This window comes from Paenibacillus sp. YN15 (genome assembly GCF_003285005.1).
GTDB lineage: Bacteria > Bacillota > Bacilli > Paenibacillales > NBRC-103111 > Paenibacillus_AR.
This window is the reverse complement of sequence record NZ_QMFA01000006.1, coordinates 197,261-210,400: the sequence shown is the minus strand read 5'-3', so window position 1 is coordinate 210,400 and position 13,140 is coordinate 197,261. Positions and strand designations below refer to the sequence as shown.

The following is a 13,140-nucleotide window of genomic DNA, read 5'->3' as shown; positions in this document are numbered from 1 at the left end:
TCTGGTATGTTCATACGGGGATTTTTTAAGGCAATCAAAGTAGATTATAGCATAGGTGGGAAGAGGAAGTCATATGGGAGCCTCTGCACAAAAAAACAATGCCCCACCGGTGTTATACACGCAGCAGGACACTGTATGGAAGGGTATGAAAAGGCCGGCCGCGGCAAAAGCGGACCGGCAAGGATCACTTACAGCAGCACCTCAGCCTGATCGCCGTTCTTCACGGCGGCGGCATTGGCCTCGTCTGTGTCAATATGCATATCCAGGGCAAAGGAATCGCTGACGCGGGCAATCACATCCTCAAAAATAACCGGACGTTCACTCTTCACCTTAACGGACAGCAGCTGCTTGTCCTTGATGCCCCACTTCTCGGCATCGGAGGTGTGGAAATGGATGTGGCGGGCAGCTACGATAACGCCGTCCTCGGTCACCACTTCGCCGGCAGGGCCGACAATTTTGATGCCGGGAGTGCCTTCGGTTTTGCCGGATTCCCGGACAGGAGCGGCAACACCCAAAGCAAAGGAATCTGTTTTGGAAATTTCAAGTTGTGTTTTGGGGCGTTCCGGACCAAGAATACGGACTTTATCGAACTTGCCCTTGGCGCCGATTACCGCTACAGTTTCTTCTGCGGCATATTGGCCAGGTTGGGAAAGATCCTTCATGTTCTTCAATTGATAGCCTGCACCGAACAGAATGTCGATGTGCTCGCGGGACAAATGAATGTGCCGGGCGGATACGCCTACGGGAACCAGTTTCATGATTAAGGTCTCCTGCCTTCCAACTGTATTCATATTTTTGATGAACTGTTATACTCGTTTTCTATTATAACAAGACGGCGCAAAAATGGCATATGTTTTTGACATATGCCGAGATTTTTTTGAATCATTATTTAAATTCTGCCACCAAACGTTCAAATTCATCCTCCGAAATCTGGATATTCTGCTTGGAAATCCCTTCCTGTCTAAAACCCGTAACCTGTTCCTCGTAGGAGGGTTTGGCGGTATTCTGATAAATCAAGCCGGTGAGCAAGCCGCCGGTTTCCATGAGCCGGGTCATGGCCTGAATCCGGTTGCCCGGGTCATACCCCTCCTCCTGGTCCAGGTTCACCAGATTTTCCTTGAACCAGTCATACGTGTTTACCTTGTTGAAGGTGACGCAAGGACTGTACACATTGATCAGGGAAAAGCCCTTATGCCGGATGCCTGCTTCAATCAAGGCGGTCAGCTGTTTCAGCTCGCTGGAGAAGGATTGGGCCACGAAGGTGGCTCCCGCAGACAGGGCGACCTCCAGAGGAGACAGGGAAGACTCAATGGAGCCTCCAGGCGTGCTTTTGGTTTTGAAGCCAAAAGCGCTGCGGGGAGAGGTCTGGCCCTTGGTCAGCCCGTAAATCTGGTTATCCATCACGATGTAGGTGATGTCGATGTTGCGGCGGATAGCATGCACTGTATGCCCCATGCCGATGGCGAAGCCGTCTCCGTCGCCCCCGGCGGCAATGACGGTCAACTCCCGGTTGGCCATCTTGAGTCCCTGGGCAATGGGCAGGGAGCGGCCGTGGATGCCGTGAAAGCCGTACGCATTGATATAGCCGGAGATCCGGCCGGAGCATCCGATGCCCGAAACCACGGCCAGGCTTTCCGGGGTCAGCCCCACATTGGCCGCAGCCCGCTGAATGGCCGCCTGGATGGAGAAATCCCCGCAGCCGGGACACCAGTTGGGTTTGACATTATTGCGGAAGTCCTTCATCGTTGCCATGCGATCAGCCCCCTGCATGCTTTATGAATTTCCGCCGGCAGGAACGGATTGCCGTCGTACTTCAGGACACTGTGGATCTTTTCCCCTTGGCCCAAATGGAGCTTCACAAGGTTGGCCAGCTGGCCGGTGGCGTTGTTTTCCACCACAACTACCTTTCTGGCGCGGTTGATATGGGGCGCCAGCTCCTCCGCCGGGAAGGGATGCAGCTGCCGGATAGTAATATGAGCGGTTTTGATGCCTTCGGCCTCCAGCCGCTCCCTGCCTTCATCGATGGTTCCCAGGGTGGAGCCCATGCCGATAATCAGCATATCCGGCTCCGCGTGGCCCTTATGCACCTTGATGGCATCCTTTACATGAATAAACTTGAGCTTCGCCAGCCGTTTGTCCATCATCCTCTTGCGGTTCAGCGGAGATTCCGAAGGGCGGCCCGCCTCATCATGCTCCACTCCCGTCACATGGTGCAGGCCGTGTTTGGTGCCGGGCAGCACTCGCGGGGACACTCCGTCGGGACTTGCCGCATAACGCTTAAACAGCTCATTCTCCCCCAGCTCGGGTAGCTGGTCTGTAAGCTTGCCTCTCCGGATGGCAATTTTTTTATAATCGAAAATATCGGATGACTGCTTGCCCAAGGAAAGCTGGAGATCGGTCAGCAGGATTACCGGGCATTGGTATTCCTCGGCCAGATTGAAGGCTTCGATGGTATCATAGAAGCATTCCTCTATGGTGCTGGGCGCCAGCACGATCTTGGGAATTTCCCCGTGGGTGCCGTAGATCATGGCGAACACGTCGCTTTGCTCCTGTTTGGTGGGCAAGCCTGTGGAAGGACCGCCGCGTTGGGTATCCACCACCACCACCGGCGTCTCCGTCATCCCTGCCAGGCCGATGGCCTCCATCATCAGCGACAGGCCGGGTCCGGCAGATGCAGTCATGGCTCTGGCGCCTCCGTAGTTGGCGCCGATGGCCATGGTGACTGCCGCGATTTCATCCTCCGTCTGAATGACCGTTCCGCCGAATTTCGGGAGGGCCTTAATTAAATATTCCATGATTTCCGACGCGGGAGTAATGGGATAGGCGGGCATAAACCGGCAGCCTGCGGCCAAAGCGCCCAAGGCAATGGCATCATTGCCGATCATAAAGAGCTTTTCCTTGCCGTCTGCAGGCTCCAGCCTGAATTCCTCCAGCGGCCCGCCTGCCTGGTTCAGAATAAACTCGGCGCCCTTTTTGACCGCCTCCACATTTTTCTCCACTACCGCCGGGCCCTTGCGTCCGAATTCCTCCTCCACCGCCTTGTTGAAGACGGAGAGGGGCAACCCCAACAGAGCCCAGGAGGCGCCGGAAGCCACCATATTTTTCATCAGCGAGGTTCCCAGCTCCTCGGCAATCTGGGTGATGGGAACCGCAAACAGCCTGGCCTTCAGGCCTTCCGGCAGCACCGGGCCGAATTTGGCGTCGGCCACAACCACGCCGTTTTCACGAAGCTCGTATGCGTTTACATCGATGCTCTCCTGATCAAAGGCGACCAGGATGTCCAAACTGTCGGATATGGCACGGATAGGCTTGGTGCTGATCCGGATCTTGTTGTTGGTATGCCCGCCTTTAATCCTGGACGAAAAATGCCGGTACCCATACAAGTAATACCCCAGCCGGTTCAATGCAGTGGAGAAAATCCGGTCGGTGCTTTCCACGCCTTCCCCTTGCTGGCCTCCGATCTTCCATGACAGTTGACTGATCATGACGCCCACTCCTTAGCTGGTGACATTCCCCGCATACAGGCTGTCTGACACTTCCTCACTCACGATTTGCAGGGACCCCGGATGATAGTAATCTTCCATTTTACTTCCAGAATGTAAACGCAATCTTTAGTGCCGCTGTAAGCATTTATTTATCCCTCACCAAGATTCTATGCGCTCCATGTTAGATTTGCAAGCAAATTTGACAATTTTGTTACATAACTCTTTTCGCTGATAATAATATTTATTATAGATAAATAGTTATATTAATCACTTCACCACGAGGCAAGGATAGAACGCCTATCAGAGCCTGTTGACGCCGTCCCGCTTTATAGCTCGTAAGTCCCAAAAAAACAAATCGTCATCCCAGCTCCCGCTTGTACCGCTCATCGACTCTCGTTGCGTTCATCTCGCCTGTACCGGTATTCGGCTCTCGTTGCGTTCATCTCGCCTGTTCCTCGTCCGCTTCCCCCCATTCCCGCGCTAACGGAACTTTTTGACTCTTACAGCGGCAAATTCGGCTGCTCGGTCATGCCAGCGGAACTGAGAAGCTCTTATGGGAGAGAAAGTGGCAAGAATCCCCCTTTAGTCGCTTTTTCACCCGCACAAGGGCCTTTCAGTTCCGTAACAATGGGAGCCAGCCGATTTTGCATCTATAAGAGCCTCTCAGTTCCGTCCCGGGAGGAGGCCGGTTTGCGCTTCTGCTTACTCCGGCAAATTCTCCGCCATAAAACGCCGCCAATTGCCGTAGAGAAATCCGTCCGCCTCCGCCGCGGAATACCTGCGGTACAATTCGTTGGCCAGGCGGTCATAATTCCCCGCATGCTCCAGTCCCGGAATATGATAGTCCACCCCGTCAAAATCCGAACCAAAGCCCACACTCCCCTTGCCGCCCAACGCCGCCACATGGTCCAGATGGGTCAAAATATCCTTAATGGCAGGCTCCGACGCCTTGATAAACCAGGGGACAAAGGTAAGACCCATCATGCCTTTCCGGGCAATCAGCACTCCAATCATCTCGTCGGTTAAATTCCGGGGGTGGGGGCAAAGCCTCCTCACATTGGAATGGCTGGCGCAGAAGGGCTTGGACGCGTGCTCTGCCAGCTCCCAAAACCCTTTGTCGCTTAGATGGGAAACATCCAGAATCAGCCCCAGCCTGCCGCATTCCTCAATCAGCTTCTTCCCCTTCAGCGTGAAGCCCCCGTTCCGCGGCTCCAGCACCCCATCCGCCGCCCAGTTGGCGTAATTCCAGGTCAGCCCCAGCAGCCGTACGCCCATGGCAAAAGCAGTGCGCAGATTCACCAGACTGCCCTCCAGCCCGTCCGCCCCCTCCAGGGTCAGGATGGCCCCCAGCTTCCCGTCCGTTTCGGCATCCGCCAGGTCCGCCCTGGTGCGGATATGCCTGACCCCTTCATGGCTGGCAATCCGGCTATGAAAGGTATCGAAGCTCTCCAGCAGCTGGGCAAAGGACACATACGGCCGGTTGGACACAAATACCGCAAAGCATTGCACCGCAACCCCCGCTTTGTTCAGGCGGGGGAACGAAACATCCGCATAGATGCTGTCCTGCTTAAAGCTCAGCTCGGCATGCAGATTCATTTTGTCCAGCAAATCACAATGGGCATCAAAAATTTTCATGGGTTTCCCTCCCTGGTTATCTTTGAAATAACTATATGCGCGAACACAAAAAAACCTGTCTACTGCATCCCGTAAACAGGCAGTGCTGCATATATCCCGCTCTAAGGAGGCGAGGCGGCTTAGGGACTGTAAGACAGCCCCTAGCGGGGTTCGACGATGAGCTTAATCGCCGTTCTGTCTTCTCCGTCTATGACAATATCCGTAAAAGCCGGTATGCAAATCAGATCCACTCCGCCGGGAGCTACGAAGCCGCGGGCAATGGCCACGGCCTTCACAGCCTGGTTCAGTGCGCCTGCTCCAATCGCCTGAAGTTCTGCCGCTCCCCTTTCCCTCAACACGCCAGCCAGCGCACCTGCTACGGAGTTTGGGTTGGATTTAGCTGAAACCTTTAATACTTCCATGAAAGGTACCTCCCAGGGGATAGGTGATGGATTCCAGTACCCATCATATTCACAAGATTTTCAATACATGCCATCGCCTTTTACAAAAAAAAGAAACCGCCCGTTTAAGGACAGCTTCTTCTTGGCTTTTTTGCCGGCAGGCCTAACTACTCGCTGATGTAATTATCCTCGTCGGTCCGGATCTGCTGAATGCTCTTGGCCAGCCCCGTCTGGTCGTCCAGCTCGATAACAGCCGCGTGAAAATGCCATTTGCCTTCATCCACAACAAAGCGCGACGGCAGTTGGGTCAAAAACCGGTGCATAACGCCTTCCTGCTCCATGCCCAATATCCCGTCACGGGGGCCGACCATACCCACATCCGTGAGGTATGCCGTGCCTCCCGGGAGAACCCGGTTGTCGTTGCTCTGCACATGAGTATGCGTCCCTACCACGGCGGATACGCGGCCGTTCAGGTACCAGCCCATGGCGATTTTCTCCGAGGTGGCTTCGGCGTGGAAATCCACAAATATATATTTATGCCGGCTGCCCTCCCGCTCCAGAATGGCATCCACTGTTTGAAACGGGCAATCCAGCGGCGGCAAAAAGGTTCTTCCCTGCAGATTGATCACCAGCAGGTCCTTGCCGGCCGCCTTCAGGGACATATAGCCGTTCCCCGGCGTTCCATATGGGAAGTTTGCCGGGCGGATCAAGCGCGGCTCATCGTCGATAAAGTCGAAAATCTCCCGGTTATCCCAGGTATGGTTGCCCATGGTGATGCCGTGAACACCTTGGTCGAAAAATTCTCTTGCAATCGCCTGGTTGATTCCCCGCCCATGGGCGGCATTTTCGCCATTGACCAGGATCACGTCCGGACGGTATTTGGACTTCAGTCCGGGAAGCACATTCCGGAGCGCCTTGCGGCCTACAGAACCAACGATATCGCCAATAAATAACAGTTTAATGGGAATCCCTCCAATTGCCTTCTTCACGCTTGCCGGGCGAATAAGCCCTGCAAAGAAAAGGAAAGTGGCTTTAGCAGCCACTCTCCCCCATGTTCCTATGAGCTGATTACTTAGCGTACTCCACAGCGCGGGTTTCCCGGATCACCGTTACCTTAATGTGGCCCGGATAATCCAGCTCGCTTTCGATTTTCTTGGTAATGTCTCTGGCCAAACGGAAGGATTCGGTATCGTCCACCTTGTCGGGCTGGACCATAACCCGGATTTCCCGGCCGGCTTGGATAGCGTACGACTTCTCCACGCCCTCGAACGATTCGCAGATATCCTCCAGCTTCTCCAGACGCTTGATATAGGTTTCCAGCGTCTCTCTCCGGGCGCCCGGCCGTGCCGCAGACAAGGCGTCTGCCGCGCCTACCAGCATGGCGGTGACGGAGGTGGCTTCGCAATCCCCGTGATGGGATGCAATGCTGTTGATCACTACGGGATGTTCTTTATACTTTTTGCCAATTTCTACGCCAATTTCAACATGGGAGCCTTCCACTTCATGATCCAGCGCTTTGCCGATATCGTGAAGAAGGCCGGCACGTTTCGCCAATGTAACGTCTTCTCCCAGTTCTCCCGCCATAAGTCCGGCCAGGTAGGCCACTTCCATGGAATGCTTAAGCACATTCTGGCCGTAGCTCGTACGAAACCGTAAACGTCCCAGAATCTTGATGAGATCCGGGTGCAGACCGTGAACGCCCACCTCGAAGGTGGCTTGCTCTCCGTATTCACGGATGCGTTCATCCACTTCCTTGCGCGATTTTTCTACCATTTCTTCAATGCGGGCCGGGTGAATCCGGCCGTCCGCCACCAGCTTCTCCAGCGAGGTCCGGGCAATCTCCCGGCGGATGGGGTCAAAACCGGACAGAATCACCGCTTCCGGTGTGTCATCGATGATCAGGTCGATGCCTGTCAGGGTTTCCAGCGCACGAATATTGCGTCCTTCACGGCCGATAATCCGGCCCTTCATTTCCTCGTTGGGCAGGGAGACGACAGATACAGTCGTTTCCGCTACATGGTCGGCAGCACAACGCTGAATGGCGAGAGTAATGATCTCTCTTGCCTTCTTGTCTGCTTCCTCTCTGGCTTGGGATTCGATCTCCTTGATCATCTGGGCGGTCTCGTGACGCACTTCCTGCTCCACATTGGTGAGGATAATGGTTCTGGCCTCTTCCATGGTCAGTGCGGAAATCCGCTCCAGCTCGGATACCTGATCCTTGTAAAGCTGGTCAATTTGAGCCTGGGTTTCTTCAATGCGCTTCTCTTTATTCGCAACTTGCTCTTCCTTGCGCTCCAGGGAATCAATCTTTTTATCCAGCGTTTCCTCTTTTTGCAACAGTCGCCGTTCTTGTCGTTGAATTTCGTTACGACGCTCACGAATGTCTTTTTCAGCTTCGGTGCGGAGGCGGTGAACCTCGTCCTTCGCTTCCACAACCGTTTCTTTCTTCAGTGCATCGGCTTCTTTCTTGGCACCTTCGATAATCTGCTCGGCTGCCTGCTCTGCACTGGAAATTTTCGCTTCAGCAATCGATTTGCGGATAAGAAAACCGATCCAAGCGCCAATCAGAGCAGTCACGAGCGAGATTGCGATGGTGATGATGACTTGCTGCATCTACGTCACCTCCTCGTCGTTTCTCCAAGGTGTAGCTTGGGGGGTATTCGGTTTTTAATCCGTGGGTTTCAGTCTGCTTCACGCATGCTCAATCGTTTTCGGTTTTTTCGGGTCTTACGGCGGAATTAATGAATTGGCGAAAGCTCCTGCATATTTAAATCAAAATAAAATATACATGAACATTTTAGCTTTTGTCGAAGAACATTGTCAAGCTATTGTCAATCAAACCCAACACATTTCTCCCCTGCCGTGTAAGGATAGGATGCTCCGCCCTTATCTTACCCACCGTTGTCAAAAATCCGCATCCTCATCCGGAGCTTGGTCAGAAACCTCCCGGACCACCCGCTTCACCAATTCATGGGAGTATCCCCTGCGCAGAAGATAGGTCATAGCCTTCTGCTTCCGTTCAAAGGGTTCCCCCCCGGTGAGCCGCCATTTCTTCACGGCCGAATCCAGAGCGGCCGCATATTCCTCTTCGGGATCGATGCTGCCCAGGGCGGAGGAAATATCCGCGTCATCCACACCCTTCTGGGAGAGCTCCATCTCCACCCATTTTCTGCCCTTCTTCTGGCTCCTGATCCGGTTCTCCGTCCACAGCTTGGCAAAGGCCTCATCATTAAGATATCCTTCCCCCGAAAGGCGCTCCACAACCTCATTGATCCGCTCCGGCTCGTATTCCTTCTCCTTCAAATGGAGCCGGACCTCCTGCTGTGAGCGGGGCCGTCTGCCGATGTACCGGATGGCCTCCAGATACGCCTGATGGCGTTCATCATCCATCACAATCCCGGCGATGGATGCTGCATCCACCGCCTCCCCCTTCAGGAGCCGGTGGCGGATCATGATATCCTCATGCACCGAAAAGGCGTACACACCGTCAATAAACAGATTGTACCGCTTCTTGTTGCCTTTTTGCCGTTCTACCGAAGTGATCCATCCCGCCGCTGCTTCGCCGTTCGACATATCCTTCTACGTTCCTTTCTGCAAGAAGGGCACCCTGCTTGTCCAGGGTGCCCTTGCCGGTTTGTGTAAGGTGTTGCTGCTGCCTTATTCCGCGTCTTCAAAATCCTCCGGCTCTTCTTCATCCTCTTCCTCATTGGAAGCAGGCGGAATGCTGGTAATCAGGTTGCTGTTTTCGCGGATTTTCCTCTCAATGGCGTCGCGCACCGACGGATTTTCCTTCAGGAATTGCTTGGCATTCTCACGGCCTTGGCCCAGGCGGTCGCCATTGTAGGAGAACCATGCGCCGCTCTTCTGGACGATGTCCATTTCGGTGCCGATATCCACAATGCTGCCTTCCCTGGACACACCCTCGCCGTACATAATGTCAATCTCGCATTGCTTAAACGGCGGAGCCACCTTGTTCTTCACCACTTTAATCCGGGTGCGGTTGCCCACAATATCGTTGCCCTGCTTCACGGACTCGATGCGGCGGATATCCAGACGGATGGTGGAGTAAAATTTCAGCGCGCGGCCGCCGGGGGTTGTTTCCGGATTGCCGAACATCACGCCTACCTTCTCACGCAGCTGGTTGATGAAAATGGCAATAACCTTGGACTTGTTGATGGCGCCGGACAGCTTCCGCAGAGCCTGGGACATCAGCCGGGCCTGCAGGCCCACATGGGAATCTCCCATCTCGCCTTCAATTTCCGCCTTCGGCACAAGGGCCGCTACGGAGTCCACAACAATGATATCCACGGCGCCGCTGCGCACCAGGGCTTCGGCAATCTCAAGCGCCTGTTCGCCGGTATCCGGCTGGGACAGAAGAAGCTCGTCAATGTTGATGCCAAGCTTGCTGGCATACAGCGGGTCCAAGGCATGCTCCGCATCGATGAATGCGGCTTGTCCGCCTGTCTTCTGCACCTCTGCAATAGCATGCAATGCGACGGTGGTCTTACCGGAGGACTCCGGTCCATATATCTCAATAATCCGGCCGCGGGGCAAGCCGCCGACGCCAAGGGCAATATCCAGTGCGAGAGAGCCGCTGGGAATGGTCTCCACCTGCATATGGGTGGATTCTCCCAGCTTCATAATGGAGCCTTTGCCGAATTGCTTTTCAATATTGCGAAGTGCCGCTTCCAGTGCTGCGCGACGATCTGCCAAGAGACTCACTTCCCTTTTGATTAGGATGATAATACTATAATAACTGCTTTTTACCGTTTTGCCAAGGTTTTTTTCGAACATACATTCGTATGCTTGGGAAACAAAAAACCGCAACCAAGAGGTCCTCCCTGTTACGGTTCTTCCGCAAACATATACCTATATTATACCTGCAGCCCTGTCCGATTGCAAATGAAAAGTGCCTGAGGCCTGCCTGTCAAAATGGCAGCCGCCTTCACCGTGCGAACAACCGTCCAGTCTTGGACGGGAGCCGCACCTGCAGCCAGCTTTGCTTTGCCGGCGTTCGCCGCAAAGACCGCCAGCATCCAACAGCTTGGGCTATACTGGTGGACCGGCGCAAACGACAAACGGACATAGAATCCGTTAATTGGCGAAAAATTGGTATTTTCCCAACCAGTCGGACTATGGGTCCGTTATGAGGCGAAAATCGGTGCTTGTGGCTGTCCAAATGGGGAAATAGCGAATCGTGTGGCCGTGAAATTCGCGAAAGAGGGAAAAGGAGCGAAATAACGGCTCCCCTGTCCGTTCTGCCCGTTTAACCACCCCGCCTGAGCTTATACTAAAAAGTACATTCGGCTTTTTGCCCACTTGGAGGTTACTTGCATTTGATTTTTTGTAATAACTCAGCTATGTATTTGACAGCAAAAGTCACTGAGTTCCGTAGTAGAAGGGGTAACCCCTCCTCGAGAGTGATCCATATCCTAGGCCGTGTTGCAAACCTGCTTGAGGGCATCTTTCACTGCCTTTTCGTCCCTTGCGGCGTTACTTCCGCTTGACGTACCCCCGGTACGCCTTCGCGAAAGTGCCTTGCCATGAACGAAAATTTGGGCATTAGCTGCTCCATTCGGAGTTTGCAAACACGCCCTAGCAATTCTATCATGCAAAAAAGTGCAGTTATTTTTAGCCGCGAGCCCTCTTTTTCGCTCTCATAATGCAAAAGTGCACTAATTTTCGCTTGAAACCGCCCCAAAAGCTGAAATCCGCGTGATTTAACTGCACTTTTGCATGATGACCCTCCGTTTCAGCAGCTGACCCATGAAAGAAGTGCACTTTTGCATCATGGGGCATACCATATCCTTCCATCCATCCACCCATCCATCTGTTCCTGGGACTGCGCTTCGTCAAGACGAGCAACGGATTCAAGATGCTGACAACCCCCTCAGGGCATTCTGAAGGAAAGCCTGGATCGCAGGCATCAGCTAACCGAGGAGTTTGTTGGCATCCAAAAGGATACTCGTTTCCGCAATAGCTGAGCAGTTACATTTTTTCGCATACAATCGGGCCTTTTTGACAGTCGTCGTCGGTAGCGTCAAGGGGTTTGTGTAAGGCGGTAAAGGTGTCCGCAGGGTGGGAGTGGAGTTAAGTGACAAGTGTAACGGAGTATACTCGTCCTCCGCCCCCGGCTCACACCCCGCCTCCCGCATCGCCTGCTGCCAGCGATGCCGCGGCTCTTCTTCGCCCTCCGCACCGAGGCATCGTCGCACTGAGGCTCTCCGCGGCCCCGCTCCCGCGCCGCCCAGCCGCCCCTAGCCGCGGCTCACCAGCTGCCGCCACAGCATGTACAGCGCCTGCTTGGCGGCGCGCAGCTTCACGATCTCCCGGCTGCCGCCCAGCCGGTTCTCCGTTACCTCCACCGCGCCATCCCGCGTGGCCAGGCCGATGTAGACCAGCCCGGGGGGCTTGCCCTCCGAGGAATCGGGGCCGGCCACCCCCGTCACCGACAAGGCGTAGTCCGCGTCCAGCGAACGGCGCAGATTGGCGGCCATCAGCTCGGCCGTCCGGGCGCTGACTGCTCCCGGCGCCCCCTCGCCCTCCAGCACCTCCATGGGAATCTCCAGCAGCCTGTGCTTCAGCCCGTTGGAATAGCTGACAATCCCGCCCTTGAAGGCCGCGGAGCTTCCCGGCAGCCCGGTCAGCAGGTCGGACAGCAGCCCGCCGGTGCAGCTCTCCGCCGTCACCAGCGACTCGCTCCGCTCCTTCAGAAGGCGGAGCACCACCGCCTCAATGCCGATATCCTCCCGGGCGTAGAGATACTGCCCCACCCGCTTGCAGATGGCGTCCTCCACAGGCTGCAGCTTCCGGTCCGCCTCCTCCCGGCTGGAGGCCTTGGTAGCCAGCCGGATGGTCACCTCGCCCTCTTTGGCGTAGGGGGCGATGGTGGGGTCCTGCTGGCTCTCGATGAGGTCGAGAAGCTCATGCTCCAGCGTGGATTCCCCGATGCCGGCAAACTTCAGCATGCGGGAATACAGGGGCCGCTCCTCGCCCATCATCCGCAGCAGCCAGGGTTTGCCGTAGCCCGTGAACATGGGCTTCATCTCCTTGGGAGGCCCGGGAAGCAGCATGTAGCGGCAGCCCCCTGCGGCCAAAGCAACCCCTACGGCGTGCCCGGTGTCATTGGGAAGGGGATCGCAGCCCTCCAGGATCAGCGCCTGGCGGGCATTGCTTTCCACCATATGGACGCCCCGGGCTTCAAAAAAGCGGCGGATGCGCTCCATGGCCGGTTCATGCTGAACCAACGGCTTGTCCAGATACCGCCCCAGCACATCCTTGGTCAGGTCATCCTGGGTGGGCCCCAGACCGCCTGTGCAGATCACCAGATCCGCCCGCTTCGAGGCGATATCCAGCGCTTGAATCAGCCGCTCCTCATTGTCTCCCACAACCGTCTGGAAGTATGTGTCGATTCCGATGGAGGCGCATTCCGCCGCCAAAAACTGGGCATTGGTATTGACAATCTGCCCCAGCAAAAGCTCTGTGCCTACCGCTATAATTTCCGCTTTCATAGAAGACACCTCCTTGGATTGAAGCCAGAGTCTGTCCGACCCCTGCCGGGGACCGCCATCATGCCACCGGCGCGGCCGATGCCTCCGGCCCCTCGGCTTTCGGCACCCTCATACGCGAAAGGCCTTCCC

General features: G+C 55.2%; 10 protein-coding genes. All 10 read right to left on the bottom strand.

The window, feature by feature from the left end; all coding sequences use genetic code 11:
• Positions 1 to 188: 188 nt before the first annotated feature.
• On the bottom strand, positions 189 to 758 hold the full coding sequence (pduL, locus tag DQG13_RS07855; protein WP_397333947.1) for a phosphate propanoyltransferase: 570 nt from the start codon (positions 756 to 758) through the stop codon (positions 189 to 191).
• 127 nt (positions 759 to 885) lie between these two features.
• The gene (locus DQG13_RS07850; protein ID WP_113019197.1) at positions 886 to 1,752 is read right to left on the bottom strand and encodes a 2-oxoacid:ferredoxin oxidoreductase subunit beta; all 867 of its coding nucleotides are present in this window, start codon (positions 1,750 to 1,752) and stop codon (positions 886 to 888) included.
• Entirely contained in the window at positions 1,740 to 3,485 is a 1,746-nt protein-coding gene (locus DQG13_RS07845; RefSeq protein WP_113019196.1) for a 2-oxoacid:acceptor oxidoreductase subunit alpha, read from the bottom strand. The genes DQG13_RS07850 and DQG13_RS07845 overlap by 13 nt, the downstream gene beginning before the upstream one ends.
• A gap of 702 nt (positions 3,486 to 4,187) precedes the next feature.
• A complete protein-coding gene (locus DQG13_RS07840) occupies positions 4,188 to 5,120 on the bottom strand; it encodes a dipeptidase (protein WP_113019195.1) in 933 nt (310 codons plus the stop codon).
• Between the two features lie 140 nt (positions 5,121 to 5,260).
• Positions 5,261 to 5,521, bottom strand: a complete 261-nt coding sequence (locus DQG13_RS07835) for a stage V sporulation protein S (protein ID WP_113019194.1) — start codon at positions 5,519 to 5,521, stop codon at positions 5,261 to 5,263.
• Between the two features lie 146 nt (positions 5,522 to 5,667).
• Positions 5,668 to 6,462 (bottom strand): TIGR00282 family metallophosphoesterase, encoded by a 795-nt coding sequence (locus DQG13_RS07830; protein WP_113019244.1) that lies wholly within the window; start codon positions 6,460 to 6,462, stop codon positions 5,668 to 5,670.
• A 106-nt stretch (positions 6,463 to 6,568) separates the two neighbouring features.
• Entirely contained in the window at positions 6,569 to 8,113 is a 1,545-nt protein-coding gene (rny, locus tag DQG13_RS07825; protein WP_113019193.1) for a ribonuclease Y, read from the bottom strand.
• A gap of 291 nt (positions 8,114 to 8,404) precedes the next feature.
• On the bottom strand, positions 8,405 to 9,073 hold the full coding sequence (locus DQG13_RS07820) for a RecX family transcriptional regulator (RefSeq protein ID WP_113019192.1): 669 nt from the start codon (positions 9,071 to 9,073) through the stop codon (positions 8,405 to 8,407).
• An 84-nt stretch (positions 9,074 to 9,157) separates the two neighbouring features.
• Complete coding sequence (gene recA / locus DQG13_RS07815; RefSeq protein ID WP_113019243.1) at positions 9,158 to 10,213, bottom strand: recombinase RecA; 1,056 nt, start codon at positions 10,211 to 10,213, stop codon at positions 9,158 to 9,160.
• 1,544 nt (positions 10,214 to 11,757) lie between these two features.
• A complete protein-coding gene (locus DQG13_RS07805) occupies positions 11,758 to 13,011 on the bottom strand; it encodes a competence/damage-inducible protein A (protein ID WP_113019190.1) in 1,254 nt (417 codons plus the stop codon).
• Between the last annotated feature and the right edge of the window lie 129 nt (positions 13,012 to 13,140).

Excerpts from the sequence above, each read along its gene's own strand:
- DQG13_RS07820 (WP_113019192.1), bottom strand. The coding sequence starts at position 9,073 with ATGTCGAACGGCGAAGCAGCGGCGGGATGGATCACTTCGGTAGAACGG.
- rny (WP_113019193.1), bottom strand. The coding sequence starts at position 8,113 with ATGCAGCAAGTCATCATCACCATCGCAATCTCGCTCGTGACTGCTCTG.
- DQG13_RS07835 (WP_113019194.1), bottom strand. The coding sequence starts at position 5,521 with ATGGAAGTATTAAAGGTTTCAGCTAAATCCAACCCAAACTCCGTAGCA.
- DQG13_RS07805 (WP_113019190.1), bottom strand. The coding sequence starts at position 13,011 with ATGAAAGCGGAAATTATAGCGGTAGGCACAGAGCTTTTGCTGGGGCAG.
- DQG13_RS07845 (WP_113019196.1), bottom strand. The coding sequence starts at position 3,485 with ATGATCAGTCAACTGTCATGGAAGATCGGAGGCCAGCAAGGGGAAGGC.
- DQG13_RS07850 (WP_113019197.1), bottom strand. The coding sequence starts at position 1,752 with ATGGCAACGATGAAGGACTTCCGCAATAATGTCAAACCCAACTGGTGT.
- DQG13_RS07840 (WP_113019195.1), bottom strand. The coding sequence starts at position 5,120 with ATGAAAATTTTTGATGCCCATTGTGATTTGCTGGACAAAATGAATCTG.
- pduL (WP_397333947.1), bottom strand. The coding sequence starts at position 758 with ATGAAACTGGTTCCCGTAGGCGTATCCGCCCGGCACATTCATTTGTCC.